The 16,548-nt window shown below is 69.7% G+C and carries 14 protein-coding genes and 1 pseudogene; 8 read left to right on the forward strand and 7 right to left on the reverse strand.

From position 1 onward, the window contains the following. Positions 1–29: 29 nt before the first annotated feature. A complete protein-coding gene (locus tag GKO32_RS02360; protein WP_154755047.1) occupies positions 30–1,223 on the forward strand; it encodes an FAD-dependent monooxygenase in 1,194 nt (397 codons plus the stop codon). Here the strand turns inward: GKO32_RS02360 and GKO32_RS02365 are convergent. Further along, positions 1,192–1,932: an SDR family NAD(P)-dependent oxidoreductase gene (locus tag GKO32_RS02365; protein ID WP_154755048.1), complete on the reverse strand. Its 741-nt coding sequence runs from the start codon at positions 1,930–1,932 to the stop codon at positions 1,192–1,194. The genes GKO32_RS02360 and GKO32_RS02365 overlap by 32 nt on opposite strands. Before the next feature lie 109 nt (positions 1,933–2,041). On the opposite strand from GKO32_RS02365, the gene GKO32_RS02370 reads away from it, so the two are divergent. Continuing rightward, positions 2,042–2,350, forward strand: a complete 309-nt coding sequence (locus tag GKO32_RS02370; RefSeq protein ID WP_154755049.1) for an ArsR/SmtB family transcription factor — start codon at positions 2,042–2,044, stop codon at positions 2,348–2,350. On the opposite strand, the gene GKO32_RS02375 is transcribed toward GKO32_RS02370, so the two are convergent. After that, a complete protein-coding gene (locus GKO32_RS02375) occupies positions 2,329–5,307 on the reverse strand; it encodes an AfsR/SARP family transcriptional regulator (RefSeq protein WP_154755050.1) in 2,979 nt (992 codons plus the stop codon). The genes GKO32_RS02370 and GKO32_RS02375 overlap by 22 nt on opposite strands. A gap of 110 nt (positions 5,308–5,417) precedes the next feature. Between GKO32_RS02375 and GKO32_RS02380 the strand changes: the two genes are divergently transcribed. Next, complete coding sequence (locus GKO32_RS02380; RefSeq protein WP_312867433.1) at positions 5,418–7,169, forward strand: proline--tRNA ligase; 1,752 nt, start codon at positions 5,418–5,420, stop codon at positions 7,167–7,169. A gap of 9 nt (positions 7,170–7,178) precedes the next feature. Here the strand turns inward: GKO32_RS02380 and GKO32_RS02385 are convergent, their stop codons facing one another. Beyond that, positions 7,179–8,180, reverse strand: a complete 1,002-nt coding sequence (locus GKO32_RS02385) for an AraC family transcriptional regulator (RefSeq protein ID WP_166459334.1) — start codon at positions 8,178–8,180, stop codon at positions 7,179–7,181. 98 nt (positions 8,181–8,278) lie between these two features. On the opposite strand from GKO32_RS02385, the gene GKO32_RS02390 reads away from it, so the two are divergent. Continuing rightward, complete coding sequence (locus GKO32_RS02390) at positions 8,279–9,829, forward strand: nitrilase-related carbon-nitrogen hydrolase (RefSeq protein WP_154755052.1); 1,551 nt, start codon at positions 8,279–8,281, stop codon at positions 9,827–9,829. Here GKO32_RS02390 and GKO32_RS02395 read toward each other — a convergent pair. After that, positions 9,736–10,419, reverse strand: a complete 684-nt coding sequence (locus GKO32_RS02395; protein WP_312867434.1) for an HAD family hydrolase — start codon at positions 10,417–10,419, stop codon at positions 9,736–9,738. The two genes, GKO32_RS02390 and GKO32_RS02395, sit on opposite strands and share 94 nt — an antisense overlap. 124 nt (positions 10,420–10,543) lie before the next feature. Between GKO32_RS02395 and GKO32_RS40395 the strand changes: the two genes are divergently transcribed. Then, positions 10,544–11,185: a hypothetical protein gene (locus GKO32_RS40395; RefSeq protein WP_376765918.1), complete on the forward strand. Its 642-nt coding sequence runs from the start codon at positions 10,544–10,546 to the stop codon at positions 11,183–11,185. A gap of 60 nt (positions 11,186–11,245) precedes the next feature. After that, positions 11,246–11,560 (forward strand): annotated as a pseudogene (locus tag GKO32_RS40400) (ABC transporter permease); the annotation flags it as partial. Positions 11,561–11,582: 22 nt separating this feature from the next. On the opposite strand, the gene GKO32_RS02405 reads toward GKO32_RS40400, so the two are convergent. The 3 genes from GKO32_RS02405 to GKO32_RS02415 all read right to left on the reverse strand — a co-directional run bounded on the left by GKO32_RS02405 (position 11,583) and on the right by GKO32_RS02415 (position 14,012). Beyond that, the gene (locus tag GKO32_RS02405) at positions 11,583–11,993 is read right to left on the reverse strand and encodes a YjbQ family protein (RefSeq protein WP_154755054.1); all 411 of its coding nucleotides are present in this window, start codon (positions 11,991–11,993) and stop codon (positions 11,583–11,585) included. Between the two features lie 114 nt (positions 11,994–12,107). Then, positions 12,108–12,752, reverse strand: a complete 645-nt coding sequence (locus tag GKO32_RS02410) for a response regulator transcription factor (protein ID WP_154755055.1) — start codon at positions 12,750–12,752, stop codon at positions 12,108–12,110. A 27-nt stretch (positions 12,753–12,779) separates the two neighbouring features. Beyond that, positions 12,780–14,012: a sensor histidine kinase gene (locus GKO32_RS02415; RefSeq protein WP_312867435.1), complete on the reverse strand. Its 1,233-nt coding sequence runs from the start codon at positions 14,010–14,012 to the stop codon at positions 12,780–12,782. Between the two features lie 127 nt (positions 14,013–14,139). Between GKO32_RS02415 and GKO32_RS02420 the strand changes: the two genes are divergently transcribed. Together GKO32_RS02420 and GKO32_RS02425 are read left to right on the forward strand one after the other, a co-directional pair. Continuing rightward, the gene (locus GKO32_RS02420) at positions 14,140–15,201 is read left to right on the forward strand and encodes an LLM class flavin-dependent oxidoreductase (protein WP_154755057.1); all 1,062 of its coding nucleotides are present in this window, start codon (positions 14,140–14,142) and stop codon (positions 15,199–15,201) included. Positions 15,202–15,210: 9 nt separating this feature from the next. Then, positions 15,211–16,545: an NtaA/DmoA family FMN-dependent monooxygenase gene (locus GKO32_RS02425; protein ID WP_154755058.1), complete on the forward strand. Its 1,335-nt coding sequence runs from the start codon at positions 15,211–15,213 to the stop codon at positions 16,543–16,545. Positions 16,546–16,548: the final 3 nt, after the last annotated feature.

A 16,548-nucleotide genomic window follows, 5' to 3' on the forward strand; every position in this document is an offset into this window, starting at 1 on the left:
GGGACACCGAGACGACGAAGGAGCTGGCAATGCGCAACATCCTGATTTCCGGTGCGAGCATCGCGGGCCCGGCGCTGGCGCTGTGGCTGAACCGGTACGGCTTCACCACCACCGTGGTGGAGAAGGCGCCCGCCCTGCGTGACGGCGGCCAGGCGGTCGATTTCCGCGGCAACCAGCTGGACGTGCTGCGCCGGTCCGGCCTGCTCGACGAGGTGCGCCGGCACCAGACGAACATGGGGCCGCAGGCGGTGCTCGACGAGCGGGGCCGGCAGGTCGCGAGCATTCCCGCCGAGTTCATGAGCGGTGAGGTCGAGATCCTGCGTGGCGACCTGAGCCGCATCCTGTTCGACGCGACGAAAGACCGGACCGAGTACGTCTTCGGCGACCGGATCACGTCGCTGACCGAGGTCGCCGACGGCGTCGAGGTCCGCTTCGCCCACGGTGGGCCGCGCAAGTTCGACCTGGTCATCGGTGCCGACGGGTTGCACTCGGGGGTGCGGGCGCTGGCGTTCGGGCCGGAATCGCGCTTCCGTACGGACACCGGCGTGCATTTCGCCGGGTTCACCGCCCCGAACCATTTGGGGCTGGACCGCAGTGGGCTGCTGTACAACGTGCCGGGCCGCGGTGTGATGCTGCAGAGCAAACACGGTGGCGCGCAAGCGAATGTCGGGTTGTGGTTCCGCGCCGAGCGGCTTCCGGCTGCCCGCCGCGATGTTCGCGAGATCCTGCACGAGCAGTTCCGTGACGTCGGCTGGGAAATGCCCGCGCTGCTGGCGGCGCTGGACGAGGCGGATGATCTGTTCGCCGACTCGTTGTGCCAGGTGCATCTCGACCACTACACCCGGGGACGGATCGCGCTGGTCGGTGACGCCGCCTGGGGCGCGGGCCCCGGTGGCGGCGGCACCGGCCTGGCGATGATGACGGCGTACGTGCTGGCCGGTGAGCTTGCCGCCGCCGAGGGTGATCACCGCATCGCTTTCCCGGCTTATGAGCGTGAGGTCCGGGGCGCCGCCGAGGCGGGTTTGAAACAGGCCCGTGGCGCCGGCGGTTTCCTGGTCCCCGCGACCTCCGCCGCGATCAGGCGGCGCATTCTCACCTACCGCCTGCTCTGTGCCCGGCCGCTGTTCCGGCTGTTCCTGAAACTGGCCGTGAAGGCGGCGAATGTGTTGACGCTCAAGGATTATCCAGCCGCTACGAGCGGAGGCCTCCGGACGCGAAGATGACATCGCCGGTCACCCAGCGGGCGTCGTCGGAGGCGAGGAAGGTGGCGACCGGGCCGATGTCGTCCGGATGTCCGATGCGGCCGAGCGGGGTCCGGCTGACAACCGCGTCGGTCAGGTCCTTCTCGAACAACCCTTGCGCGCGGGAGCCCTCGGTGTCGGTGGCACCGGGGGCGATCGCGTTGACCCGGATCCCGCGTGGCGCGAGCTCGTTGGCGAGAACCCTGGTCAGGTTCGTGAGGGCGCCTTTGGTGGAGGTGTACAGGGCTTGGCCGGGCAGGTTCGCGGTGATGCCTGCGGTGAGGATGTTGATGATCGCGCCGCCGCGGTCACCGGCCTGCCCGCTGAAGGCCTGGCTGGTCAGGATGGTGCCGAGGACGTTGACCTCGTACTGGCGATGGAACTCGGCGACGGTGATGTCCTCGAAAGGCTGCAACGAGTACGCGGCCGCGTTGTTGACCAGGATGTCGACCGGCCCGGCTTCCTCGAACAGCCGGGTGACGTCGCCGGGCTGGGACACGTCGGCCTGGATGGCGATTGCTTTCCCGTTCGCGTCGGTGATGGCGGAAACGGTGGCCGCGGCGCCCTGCTCGTCACTGCTGTAGTCGACGACAACGGTTGCACCGGCGGCGCCGAGCGCACGGGCGATGCCCGCTCCGATGCCTTTGGAGGCGCCCGTGACGATCGCGACCTTTCCGGTCAGCGTGCTCATGGAGTGGTTCCTCTCGAGAGTCCTTCGATGTTCGACGAACATCGATGATTGGACCTTAGCAGGAAGTTCGATAATCGACGATGGTCGATCTGGGTGATAGAATCGAGACATGCGTCAGTTGCCTCATCCCGATCTTCAGGATGTCTCCGTGCCCCGAGTGTTGTCCGCTCTGGGCGACCCGGTGCGTCTCGGGATGGTGCGCACGCTCTCTGATGGCGAGGAACATTTGCGCGGCGAGTTCGAATACGAGCTGGCGCAGTCCACCATCAGCCATCACGTCAAGACCCTTGTCGACGCGGGCATCGCGCTCGCCCGGCGCGAGGGGACGCGGTGCTTCGTGTCACTGCGTCCCCAACTCGAGGACCGTTTCCCCGGGCTGCTCACAGCCGTCCTGGCTCAACAGGATTCGCCGCGGTAAGTCCGCAGACAGTCACGCGCCGCGGCGGCGGACTTTGCTTTCCCGCGGGCGAAATCCGGGCTGTCGCCGAGCTGCTCCCGCAGCCGGGTCAGGGCCGGGTCGCCGGTTCGAGGCCGGCCGCGGAGCGCCTCGGCCAGGCCGAGCAGGTAGGCCGCCTGGCCCGGGTCTCCGCGCGCCACGAATTCGGCAAGGCCTTCCGTCGCCTCGGCGACGTCGATGTCGAACTGCTGCCCCAGCGCGCTGCGCACCGCCGCATCATGCCGCGACCCGTCACCCGTCACCCGGCCCAGCGCGGTGAGCACCCGCGAACGTGTTCCTGCGCTCAGCCAGTCCGTGCCGCAGGTTTCGAGCGCGCTTTCGTGCCACCGGCGCGCCTCGGCGACCTCGCCGCGTCGCATCGCGAGAGTGCCGCGGCCCAAGTACGTCGCCGCGAGAATCGCCGGAACACCACTCCGTCGCGCCAGTTCCACCGCATGGTCATAGGCGACTTCGGCATCGGTCAGCTTTCCGCCATGACACAACCGATCGCCACGGCGTGCCCACAGTTCCGCCAGGTCCTCGAGCGCGCCCAGTTCTTCCAGCAGCACGATCGCCTCGTCGGTCAGCTCCACCGCGCGGGCCCAGTCTCCGGTCAGATCCGCGTGTGTGGCCAGCCCGTCGAGCGTCTGGGAAATGCCCCAGCGGTCACCTACCTGCCGGAAACCCGCCAGCGCGGCCCGCAGGTCCGGCCCCGCTTCGTCGATCTGGCCGTTGAACAGCCGCAGATAGCTTTGCGAGAAATGCCAAAGCGCCCGGAGCCACGGATCGTCGACGGTCCCCAGCCGCCGCTGCATCGGGGTCGGCGGCTCGTCAGGGCGGGGCGGGCCGGCGAACATCGCCCACCCGATCAGCAGCTGCGGCTGCCGCAACGGCCAGTCCAGGGTGTGCATGATCGTCTCCGCCCGCTGACGGTCCACTTCGGACGGTCCCGCGCTCAGCACCGTCAGCACATACTCCTCTTCCAGACCGGGTGGCGTCCTCGGGCCGAGCTCGTCCAGCAGCCGTGCGGCCAGTGGGATGTTCTCGCTGAGCACGCCGCGCAGCCGCCAGTACGCGGTCTGCGCGCCGACCAGCCGCAGCGCCAGTTCCACGTCCGCAGACACCGCCCAGCGCAGCGCCGCGTGCAGGTTCGCGTGCTCGGCCGTCAACCGGGCCAGCCAGGTCAGCTGCTCCGTCCGCCGCAGATGCGGGTCTGCGGTGCGGGCGAGGTCGAGAAAGAATTCGGCGTGTGCGCGGGAAATCGCGTCCCGCTCCCCGGCTTCGGCGAGCCGCTCGGCCGCGTAGGCGCGGATGGTGTCGAGCATCCGGAACCGGTCGCCGTGCACCTCCACCAGTGACTTGTCGGCGAGGCCGGTGAGCAGCTCATCGGCGGCCACTTCGGACAGTCCACAAACGACAGACGCGCTGGTGACCGTGGCGCCACCCGGGAAAACCGACAGGCGCCGCAACAGTTGCTGTTCCTCCAGGGTGAGGAGGTCCCAGCTCCACGTGACGACAGCACCCAACGTCTGGTGCCGTGGCGCGGCCGTGCGGCTGCCTCGCGACAGCAACCGGAACCGGTCGGCGAGCCGGGTTTCCAGCTGTGGCAAGGGAAGCGTGCGCAGCCGGGCGGCGGCGAGCTCGATCGCGAGCGGCAACCGGTCAACCGCCGCGCAGATCCGGCGCACGACATCGGTGTCCATAGTGAACTCGGGCGACACCGCGACGGCACGATCGGCGAACAACCGCAACGCCGTTTCCTCCGCCAGCGGCGGCACGGGGCACAACGCCTCGCCGGTGATGCCGAGCGGCTCACGGCTCGTGGCCAGTACGCGCAGCCCGGGACAGCCGGCGAGCAGCCGGTGCACCAGCGCGGCCGCCTCGTCGATCACATGCTCGCAGTTGTCCAGTACCAGCAGCAGCTCCCGGTCGGCGAGCGCGGACACGATACGTCGCACCGGATCGGCCTCAGCAGCCATCCCGAACAGCCGCTTTTCCCGCAGCCCCAACGCATCCAGCACCACCTGTGGCACCGCGCCGCCGTCCGCCGGTGCGAGATCGGCGAAGCACGCACCGGGGCCGGTCACCTCGATCGCGAGCCGGGTCTTTCCCGCGCCGCCAGTGCCGGTCAGCGTGACCAGCCGCGATCCGGTCAGCAGGTGCGCGACCCGGTTCAGTTCGTCCTCACGGCCCACGAAACTGGTGAGTTGCGCGGGCGCCGCGGTGGTGCGCAACGGTTCGGCGCGCAGCGCGACGAGATGCGCCTCGGCCAGCTCGGCGGACGGGTCGGCGCCCAGTTCGTCGGCGAGCCGGCGGCGAGTGCCTTCGAACACCGCGAGCGCCTCCGCCTGCCGACCGGACTTGCTCAGCGCGCGCACGAGCAGGCTCTGCGTCCGCTCCCGCAGCGGCTGCGCCGTGGCCAGTTCCCGGAGTTCGGGGGCCACCTCGGCCTCGCCGAGCGCCAACTCCGCCTCCGCCAGATCCTCGATCGCCGTGGCACGTTCCTCGGCCAGCCGCACGGCTTGCCCCTCGGCGAACGGCGCCTCGACGTCGGCCAGCGCGGGGCCGCGCCACAACAGGAGCGCCTCCCGCAACAGCCTCGCCGCCTCAGCGTGCTCACCCGTGTGCAGCGCCTGCCGTCCCGCACCGGCGAGCCGGGCGAACCGGTGCACGTCGACGTCGTCGGGATCGACCACGAGCCGGTACCCCGCCGGCTGCCGCTCGATCGGCACGCCGAGGCGCCGCCGGAGCCGGGATACCTGTGCCTGCAAGGCATTCGCCCCAGGTGGTTCGTCGCCGTACAACGCCTCGGACAACCGGCCGGTGCTGACCACTCGCCCGGCTTCGAGCAGCAGGAGGGCCAGTAGCGCGCGTGGTCGCGGCCCGCCGACCTCGCCGTCCGCGAGGACCGGCCCCAGGATGCCGAACCGCATCAGCATGGTCCCATCATGCCGTGCCGCGATAACCGGTTGGAGTCACCGGCGCGGGGTTGACTACGCTGGGCTGGTCGTTTATCGGCGCCCCGCGCGCTACCCCGAGGAGTACCCCTGTGATCACCAGGATGTCGTCGTTGTTCCTTCGCACCCTGCGTGAGGACCCGGCGGACGCCGAAGTGCCCAGCCACCGGCTGCTGGTGCGCGCCGGCTACGTCCGCCGCGTGGCCCCGGGCGGGTTCTCCTGGCTGCCGCTGGGCCTGCGGGTGCTGCGCAACATCGAGAACGTGGTGCGCGAGGAAATGGACGCGATGGGCGCGCAGGAGATCCAGTTCCCCGCGCTGCTGCCGCGCGAACCGTACGAGCGCACCGGCCGCTGGACCGAGTATGGCGACGGCATCTTCCGGCTCAAGGACCGCAAGGGCGCCGACTACCTGCTCGGCCCGACGCACGAGGAGCTGTTCGCACTCACCGTGAAGGGCGAGTACAGCTCCTACAAGGACTACCCGGTCACGCTGTACCAGATCCAGACCAAGTACCGGGACGAGGCACGCCCGCGCGCCGGCATCCTGCGGGGCCGCGAGTTCGTCATGAAGGACTCGTACTCCTTCGACCTCGACGACGAGGGTTTGGCCCGCTCTTACCAGGCGCACCGCGACGCCTACATCCGGATCTTCGACCGGCTCGGCATCGAGTACGTCATCGTGGCCGCCACGTCCGGCGCGATGGGCGGCTCGGCCTCGGAAGAGTTCCTGGCCGTCGCCGAGACCGGTGAGGACACCTACGTCCGCAGTACCGAGTCGGGCTACGCCGCGAACGTCGAGGCCGTCGTGACGCCCGCGCCGCCTGCCCGCCCGGTCGACGGGCTGCCCGCCGCGCAGGTGCACCACACTCCCGGCACCCCGACCATCGCGACGCTGGTCGAGTACCTGAACAACCAGGCCGGTCTCGGCCGCACGTTCACCGCGGCGGACACGCTCAAGAACGTCATCGTGAAGACCCGCCAACCCGGCGCGAAGGACTGGGAGATCATCGGAATCGGTCTCCCCGGGGACCGCGAGGTCGACCAGAAGCGACTGGAAGTCGCGCTCGAACCGGCCGAGGTCGCGCTGCTCGAAGAGGCCGACTTCACCGCCAACCCGTTCCTCGTCAAGGGCTACATCGGTCCGAAAGCTTTGCAGGACAACGGAATCCGCTATCTGGTCGACCCGCGGGTGGTCACCGGCACCGCGTGGGTGACCGGTGCGGACAAGGCCGACCACCACGTCGTGGACCTGGTGGCAGGCCGCGACTTCACGCCCGACGGAACGATCGAGGCGGCCGAGGTCCGAGAGGGCGACACGTCACCCGACGGGAAGGGCACGCTCGTCGCGGCACGCGGGATCGAGATCGGGCACATCTTCCAGCTCGGCCGCAAGTACACCAACGCGTTCGAGGTGGACGCGCTCGGCGCCGACTCGAAGCCGATCCGCATCACGATGGGTTCCTACGGCGTCGGGGTGTCACGGCTGGTCGGCGTGCTCGCCGAGCAGTACCACGACGAACTCGGGCTGGTGTGGCCGCGCGCGGTGGCGCCGGCGGACGTGCACGTCGTGATCGCGGGCAAGGACGAGGCGGTCATCTCCGGCGCCGAGAAGCTCGCCGCCGAACTGGACGAGGCCGGGGTGCGGGTGCTGCTCGACGACCGCAAGGCCACCCCGGGCGTCAAGTTCGCCGACGCCGAACTGATCGGGGTGCCGTCGATCCTGGTGGTCGGCCGCGGCCTGGCGAAGGGCGTGGTCGAGGTCAAGGACCGCGCGTCCGGTGACCGTCAGGACGTCCCGGTCGACGAGGTGGTCACGCACCTGGTGAAGCTCATCCGCCGCTGACCGGCCGCATCAGCCGGATGCGGCAACGGGCCGCCGCCGGTAGGCGCCGGGTGGTTGGCCGGTCCATCGGCGGAAGGCGCGCCGGAACGAGCTGGCTTCGGAAAAGCCCAGCCGGCGGGCCAGCTCTTCCACGGATTCCTCGCCACGGGTGAGGCTGGCGATGGCGGCGTCGCGGACCAGATCCTCCTTGATCTGCCCGATCGACGTGTGCTCGGCCCGTAGCAGGCGGCGCAGGTGCTGCGGGCTCACACTGAGCCGGGAGCCGATCTCGTCCGGGGTCGGCCACTGCCCTCGCAGCCCGTGCTCGAGAATGCGGCGCACCCGGTCCGCCGCCGAGGACCCGTAGTCACGCGTGACGAACCAGACGTTGGGCTGGTCGGCGAGATAGTCGTCGAGCTCCTTTTCGTCCCGGATCACCGGTGCGTCCAGCAGCGCCTGGTCGAAGGCCAGCACCAGCCGCGCCCCGCCGAACCTCGGCTGGCGGCCGAAGACCGTCCCGTACGCCGCGGCCGAGGGCGGCGCCGGCCACGGCAATTCCAGCCTCCGCAGCCCGATCCGCCGCCCGGCGAGCCAGCCCAGTACCCGGTGGATCAGCATGGCCACCAGTTCGGCTGCGAGGTGCTCCGGGTCGTTCAGCCTGCTGACGTCCAGCTCGACCTCCACCTCGGTCTCCTCGGCCGACACCCGTACCCGCGGCAGGGTGGACAGGACCTGGCAGGCCTCGACCACCCGATGCAGCGCCGCCCGCAGATCGGGGGCGTGCAGCACCGAACGCATGACGAGCCGGAACGAATGCAACGGAACGGGAGGGCCGAGCCCGAACAGTTCGTCCCCGGTGAGGCACCAGAGTTCCTGGGTCAGCTCCGCGGCCTGCGCGACCGTGACCTCGCCGGGACGGGTTCCGGCGGAAATTCCGGTGCGTCGCAACAAAGAAGCCACGTCGAGGCCCTGCCGTTCGCCGATCAGCACCAGCCGCCGGGCCACGTCGGGCGGCAGGATCGAGCCGCTCACGTTCGCACGATATCCCACGGTCGGATGCGCGCCGCGGTCATGAGATGTGCTCGCCACGGTGCTCGGCAGCACTCGTGAAGATCCTTAGCGTGCTGACCATGGCAATCGACACCACGCGGCGCCGGTATCTGTGGCTCACACTCGGCCTGCTCCTGCAGCTGTTCGCGGTCGGCGGGCGGTGGGACATTTCCCTTGCCGCATGGGGTTTTCAGATCTTCCTGATCAGATTTCTGCGGACCGGCGGGGCGGGGCACGGCCTGCCGCTGGTGGGGCTCGTCGGTACCGTCGGCGAGCTGTGGTGGGCCTGGCAGCTCGCGGTGCCGATGACCTGGCCGGCGGCTGCCGGGGCGTTCGTGCTCGCGTTGGCCGCCGTGGTGCCTTATGCGGTGGACCGGCTGCTGTATCCGAGGCTCGGGTGGCTGGGCCGGCTGCTCGCCTTCCCGGCCGCACTGACCACGGTGGCGTTCCTCGTTGGCAGCTACAACCCCTTCGGCACCGCCTACGGACTGCTCGCGGTCACCCAGCACGACAATCTCGCGTTGCTCCAAGTGCTCTCCGTCGCCGGCCCGTACCCGATCACGTTCCTCATCGGGCTCGTCGCGACCGCGGCCAACCAGCTGTGGGAGCACGGCGGGGTCCGGCCGGCGGTCGCCGTGGCGGCACTGGTGGCCGCGATACTCGTAGGCGGGCAGGCGAGTCTGGCCTTCGCGTCGAGCGCGCCGACTGTGCGCGTTGCCGGGATCAACCCGGCCAAGGCGACGCTGGAGCAGGCAGAACGGTTGCTGGGCACGTCTCCGGTCGATCTCGAAGCCGTGTCCCGCGTCGACCCCGCCGCGGTACGCGCCGCCTCGGCCGTGCTCACCGACCAGTTGTTCGCCGACACCCGGCAGGCGGCCCGGTCGGGCGCGAAGATCGTGTTCTGGTCGGAAAACGCGGCGCGGGTGCGCTCCGCCGACGAGCCCGGATTTCTCGCCGGAGCAGCGGCACTCGCCAGGCAGGAAGGGATCTACCTCAGCGTCGCCGCGAATGTCCTGCTGCCCAGCGCGCCCTACGGACGGGACGAGACCGTCCTCTTCGGTCCCGACGGCGCGACGCTGTGGACGTATCAGAAGCGCCATCCCATCCCCGGCCTGGAGCCGTACGTGCCCGGCGAGGGCGCGGCACCCGTGGTGGACACACCGTACGGCCGGCTTTCCAACGTCATCTGCTATGACGCCGACTTCCCAGCGATGATGCACATTCCCGCGGACATCGTGCTCGTGCCCGGCGGCGACTGGCCGGAGATCGGCTACCTGCACACCAAAATGGCGAGCCTTCGCGCGATGGAGAACGGTTACGCGCTGGTGCGGCAAGACTTCAACGGTTCGTCTCAGGCCTTCGATCGCCAGGGGCGCGTGCTTTCGTGGCAGGACACCGTTCCCGGCGACAACCAGCCGTGGCTGGTAGACGTGCCCACCCGCGGTTCCACGACCCTGTACCGCCTTACCGGCGACGTCTTCGCCTGGCTCTGCGTCGCGCTCACGCTCGGCGTCATCGGCTTCGCCGTGTGGCGACGTCAGGCCAGCACGGCGCCGAGTACGGCTTGGGTGTCCGACAGGTCGGGCAGGATCACGTGCGCGCCCGCGTCGCGCAAGGCTGATTCGTCGTAGCGGCCCGTCGTCACGCCGATGGCCAGCGCACCGTGGGCGAGGGCGGCGTCGATGTCATGCGGCGTGTCGCCGATGACCACGACGGCATCGGCGGCGAACGGGCTGTGCCGGTTCCCCGCCAGCGACACGGCGTGCGCCACCAGGTCCGGGCGGTGCGCCGAGAGCGAGCCGTAGCCGCCGATCTCGAAGTCGAGGTGCTCATGCAGGCCGAACGCCGCCAGCTTGTGCCACGAGACCTCCCGCAGGTTCCCGGTCACCAGGGTCTGCACGGTGGTCTCGGCCAGCGCGGACAGCGCCGCTGCGGCACCGGGCAGTGCGATGCCGCGGGTGGTCATCGTCGGGACCGCCTGCTCGGCCGCGGTCACCAGTGCGGCCCACATCTTCCGCACGGTCTCGTCGTCGGGCTCGATGCCGTGCAGGGTGAGCACCTGAGACGTGATCGCCAGCTCGGTATGCCCGAAAAGCGGCGGCATCCCGGTGAACGCGACCCCGGTGACCTGCGGTAACACCTGCGCGTACCACTCGCGGCCGGCACCACGAAGGTCGATGAGCGTCTGGTCGATATCCCACAGCACGAGTCGCTTGTTCACGCCCACGACGGTACCGGGCGGGCTTTTCAACACGCATTGACTTTTTCTCAGGCATGGAGCTACCGTGGCGAAGAATTCAACGTGTGGAGAATACTGTGCCGCGGATTGGTAACCAGAGGCAGTCATGAAACCGGCTTCGCTCGCCGCACTCGCCGGTGCCGTCGTCGCCATCGTGCTGGGCCTGGTCACGGTCGGCGTCCAGGCCACCGTGAGCCCGCACGACCTCCCAGTCGCGGTCGCCGCGCCGCCGCAGCTTCGCCCCGCCGCCGAACATGTCGCCACCCAGGGCGCCGGCACGCTCGCCTGGCGGGTCTCCGCCCCCGCCGAAGCGCGGAAACTGTTGGCGGACAAGGAGGTCTACGGGATTCTCGAACTCGGTCAGCCGAACAACGTGATCGTCTCCGGCGCGATCAACCCCGCCGGAACCCAGGTCGTGCAGCAGATCCTCACGACGGCCGCGGCGCCCGCGCAGGTCGAAACCCTGCACCCGGCGAGCGCGGCCGGGCGGGTCGTGCCGCTGGCCGTGAGCATCCTCGCCTGGCTCGGTTCGCTCGCCGCCGGCGCCGTGTTGCTCGTGCTGGCTCGCCGCGGCGATCACCCGCTCACGCTCGGCGCCCGGCTGGCACGCGTCCTTCTGAGCGGGGTGCTGATGACCGCTGTGCTCGCCGGGTTCGTCAAGCTGTGGGATGCGAGCCTGCCGCTGGGCTGGGATGTGCTGGGCTTTACCAATCCGACCAAAAGCAGGCCGACCCTGAGCTGCGGGTAACCGTTGCTACGCAAGCCGTATGGCCGTGACTGTGGTCGGATTGGTAACGACTGGCGCAGTATGTTCCTGGTCTCGACCGCGTTCGCGGCGATCCAGGGTGCGCTGCTGCGGCTGCTGGGGTTCGCCGCGCTGGCCATCCTCGCCCCGCTCTACCTGCTCGCGCCCGCCGTCGCCGGGCAGGTACCAGAGCTGCTGAACCCGGTTTACCGGATCGCGTTGTGGTCGTGGACGCCGTTCCGGTTCTCGACCGAGGGCATGCGCAGCATCCTGCAGGGCACCCCCGGCGCGCACGATGTCACGACGGCGCTGTGGGTGCTCGGCGTGCTGCTCGTGGCCGGGCTCGTCGTGCTCGTCTGGCCGGGCCGGACACTGCGGCCGGCAATTCCGGCGCCTGTGCTCAGCCGGTCAGGAAGCTGAACCGGACCTTCCGTGCCGCGTTGTCGACGTTCGTGTCGACCAGGCAGATCGACTGCCAGGTGCCGAGCGCGAGCGCGCCGCCGAGGACGGGCACGCTCGCATACGGCGGGAGGAAGGCGGGCAAAATGTGGTCCCGGCCGTGGCCGCGGCTGCCGTGCTGATGGCGCCACCGGTTGTCGCGGGGCAGCAGTTCGTCAAGCGCGGCAAGCAGATCGTCGTCACTGCCCGCGCCGGTTTCCAGCACCGCGAGACCGGCTGTGGCGTGCGGGACCCACATGTGCAGCAGCCCGTCACCCGCACCGGCTTCGGCGAGGAAGGATTCGGCCTGCTTGGTCAGGTCGTGCACGACGGGCGTGCTGCCGGTGCGGACCTCGATCTCTTCCGAATACATGCAACCAACCGTACTGCGCCGATCGATACCAATCCGGCCGGCAGCCACGGCGATCGTCTCAACGTAGGCCGGCCGCCGGTTGATCAGCTTGGCCTACTTTCGGCCGGATTGGTATTACGACCCGAGGTACCGCAGCACGGCCAGCACCCTGCGATTGTCCTCTTCGGACGGTGGCAGGCCGAGCTTGTCGAACAGCCTCGTGACGTACTTCTCCACGGAACCCGACGACAGGAACAGTTTCGCCGCGATCGCGCCGTTCGACCGGCCTTCGGCCATCAGCGCGAGCACCTCGCGTTCGCGGCCGGTGAGCCGGTCCAGCGCCGCGGCTTTCCTGGTGGCGCCGAACAGCTGGCTGACCACCTCCGGGTCCAGCACGGTCTCTCCGGCGGCGACCCGGCGCAGCGCGTCGAGGAAATCCGACACGTCGGCCACCCTGTCCTTGAGCAGGTAGCCGACGCCGCCCGCCCGATCGGCCAGTAGTTCGGCGGCGTAGGAGGTTTCCACGTATTGGGAGAACAGCAGGACGGCCCGCGACGGGTCCTGCCGGCGCAGGTCGATCGTCGCGCGCAGTCCCTCGTCGGTGAACGCCGGCGGCATTCTGATGTCCACAATGGACACATCGGGGGCGTGCTCGATCACCGCACGACGCAAGGATTCCCCGTCCTTCACCTCGGCGACCACCTCGTTGCCCCGCAACGTCAGCAGTTCCACGAGCCCGGCCCGCAGAACCGCGGAATCCTCGGCCACCACGATCCGCATCAGCCACCCCCAGAGACAGTCTCGATGTTAGCTTCGGCTGGGCAACTGCGCGGTGATCACCGTCGGACCACCCGGCGGACTGTCGATGTCCAGCCGCCCGTCCACGGTCCCCACGCGTTCGGCGACACCGGCCAGCCCGCCGCCCGGCACGATCCGGGCGCCACCCCTGCCCTCGTCGGACACTCGCAGCCGGGTCGGGGTCACGTCGACGTGCACGACCGGCGCGCCGGCATGCTTCACGGCGTTGGTCAGCAGCTCGGCCGCGGTGAAGTACAGCAGGGTTTCCATCGCCGGTGACGGGCGGCGCGGCAGGTCCACCCGCACCCGCACGTCGACGGTGCTGCGTGCGGCGAGCGTCGTCAGCGCGACCTCGAGACCCGCGTCCAACGCCGGCGGCCGGATCCCGCGGGCGAGGTCACGCAGTTCCGCAAGCGCTTGCTTGGCATCACCGTGCGCGGCGTCGACCAGTTTTCCGCTCAGTTCCACGTTTCCCGCCTTGAGCTCGTCCCGCACGAGCCCGAGTTTCATGGCCAGCGCCACGAGCTGGGCCTGCGCGCCGTCGTGCAGATCCCGCTCGATCCGGCGCAGCCGGACGGTGGCGTCCTCGATCGCGTTCGCGCGGCTCTCCTCCAGGTCACGAACGCGTTCGGTCAGCGTCGTGGGCCCGAGCAGGCCGAACACGAGCACCCGGTCGACCGCCGTCAGCGCGTGCAGCACCCGCGGCGCGACCAGCACGATCGCCGCCCCCAGCACCGCGATCGGCAGCGTCACGGGCCACGGCACCTGGACATCGGTGATCGGCACCAGGCGGCCGTCGGTGCCGGACCAGTAGAGCGGATAGGTCAGCGCGCCGAGGCCGTAGAGCACGAGGGCCGCCGCGACACCGAGGTTCAGCAACGACAGCGGCAGCCGGACGAGCAGGTAACCGAATGCTCGCCACGCCGCCGCGTCACCGATGCGGGCGCGCAGCCAGTTCCACAGACCCGGCCGGACCCGCGGTGGTGGCGGGTCGGCGACCTGGGCGTCCAGCAGGGCGCGGGCGAGCCGCCGGTGCAGCCGGCCGAGTTCCCGCATCGCCATCAGCGCGCCGGCCGCGAGCAGCACACCGAGGAACAGCGGCGACAGCGCCGCGCTCAGGACGAGCCAGACGCCGAGCACGATCACGAACACCAGCGTCGGCGGGAAGCCGACCAGCGCCCACACCAGTTCGCCGTAGAACTGGCGGCTCTCGAGCCCGGCGAGGTGGCGGGTGCTGGTCACCGCCTCAGCTTGCCGTGCCGGGACCCGGTCCGGCCATCGGGTTTTTCCCACTCTTTGGTACGGAAAATATCCGGGCCGCCGGGCGACTTGAATCAGGGAAGGACCGCTCGGGCGAAAGGATCAGGGCATGTCACGAAGTCTTCGTCTTGCCGCCGCACTCGACGGGGCCGGCTGGCACCCGGCCGCGTGGCGCGAACCGGACGCACAGCCGGATGCGTTGTTCACCGCCGGCTACTGGGCCGGGCTCGCCGCCGAGGCCGAGCGCGGCTTGCTGGACTTCGTCACCATCGAGGACTCGCTCGGGCCGCAGACCGACCGCACCGACCGCGTGCAGGGGCGGCTCGACGCGGTGCTGATCGCGTCCCGTATCGCACCGTTGACCCGGAATATCGGTTTCCTCCCGACCGTCATCGCGACCCACACCGAGCCGTTCCACATCTCGAAGGCCATCGCGACCCTCGACTACGTCAGCCAGGGCCGCGGCGGGGTGCGGCCGCGGATTTCCGTCGCACAGAGCGAAGCCGATCACTTCGGCCGCCGCGAGGTGCGGCCCGAGGAACTCCTGGACGAGGTCGCGGACTACGTCGAGGTGCTGCGGCGGCTGTGGGACAGCTGGGAGGACGACGCCGAGATCCGCGACGTCGCCACCGGCCGGTTCGTCGACCGCGGCAAGCTGCACTACATCGATTTCGAGGGCCGTTTCTTCAAGGTCAAGGGCCCGTCCATCACGCCGCGCCCGCCGCAGGGACAGCCGCCGGTCGCGGTGCTCGCGCACGCGGATCCGGTGTACCGGCTCGCCGAGCGCAGCGCCGACGTCGTGTTCGTCACCGAAAGGGACGCGGCGGTGAAGGGCCCGCTGGTGTTCACGGATCTGGTGGTGTTCCTGGACGAAAGCGAGCGGGCGGCGGAAGACCGTAAGGCACGGCTGGACGAGGTGGCCGGTGAGGACTACACCTCCGACGCCGAGATCTTCGTCGGCACCCCGGCTCAGCTGGCGGACCGGCTACTGGCACAGGACGTGTTCGGCTACCGGCTGCGCCCCGCCGCGATCCCGCACGACCTGACCGCGATCACCCGCGGACTGGTGCCCGAACTGCAGCGGCGCGGGGTGTTCCGGCGCGAGTACGAAGCGAACACGCTGCGGGGCCTGCTCGGCCTCGACCGTCCGGCAAACCGTTACGCCGCCTAGGAGGTTCCGATGACGAAGCAGGTTCATCTGGCCGCGCACTTTCCCGGCGTCAACAACACCACGGTGTGGAGCGACCCGGCAGCAGGCAGCCACATCGAGTTCAGCTCGTTCGTGCACCTCGCGCAGACCGCGGAGCGGGCCAAGTTCGACTTCTTCTTCCTCGCCGAGGGGTTGCGGCTGCGCGAGCAGGGCGGCGAGATCTACGACCTCGACGTGGTCGGCCGGCCCGACACGTTCACCGTGCTCGCCGCGCTGGCGGCGGTGACCGAGCGGCTGGGCCTGACCGGCACGATCAACTCGACGTTCAACGAGCCGTATGAGGTCGCGCGTCAGTTCGCGAGCCTCGACCACCTTTCCGCCGGGCGCGCGGGCTGGAACGTTGTCACGTCATGGGATGCCTTCACCGGGGAGAACTTCCGTCGCGGCGGATATCTGCCGCAGGACCAGCGATATGTGCGCGCGAAGCTTTTCCTGGAGACGGCCACAGAGCTGTTCGACTCCTGGCGTGACGGGGATGTGTTGGCGGACAAGGCATCCGGGCAGTTCGTCGGCCGCGGCGACGTCGGTGCGTTCGAGCGGCACGACGCGCAGTTCGACATCTCCGGCCGGTTCACCGTGCCGCGCAGCCCGCAGGGCCGCCCGGTGATCCTGCAGGCGGGCGACTCCGACGAGGGCCGTGAGTTCGCCGCCGCTTCGGCGGACGCGATCTTCACCCGGCACGGTACCAAGGAAGCGGGCCAGGAGTTCTACACCGACGTCAAGCGCAGGCTCGCGAAGTACGGGCGCCGCCATTCGGACCTGGTCGTCATGCCCGCGGCGACGTTCGTTCTCGGCGACACCGACGCCGAAGCACAGGAACTCGCCGAGATCGTGCGGCACCAGCAGGTCAGCGGCCAGACCGCGATCAAGTTTCTGGAGCAGGTGTGGAACCGGGATCTGTCGGCATACGACCCGGACGGCCCGCTGCCCGAGGCGGACCCGGTGGTCGGGGAGAACACGATCGCCCGCGGCCGGGCGAGTGTGCGGATGTACCGGGACCCGCTGGAGACCGCGAAGCAATGGCGTGCGCTGGCGGCGGAAAAGAATCTGTCGATCCGGGAATTGATGATTCAGGTTCAGGCGCGCCAGTCATTCATCGGCTCACCCACGACGGTCGCCGAATCGATCAACGATCTCGTGCAGTCGGACGCATGCGACGGATTCATTCTGGTTCCCCATGTCACGCCGGGCGGGCTCGACCCGTTCGCCGAAAAAGTGGTGCCGCTGTTGCAGGAACGCGGTGTTTTCCGCACGGATTACACCGGTGCCACCCTGCGCGACCACCTGGGCATCACCCGCCCTTGACGG

This window comes from Amycolatopsis pithecellobii (assembly GCF_009707865.1).
Classification (GTDB): domain Bacteria; phylum Actinomycetota; class Actinomycetes; order Mycobacteriales; family Pseudonocardiaceae; genus Amycolatopsis_E; species Amycolatopsis_E pithecellobii.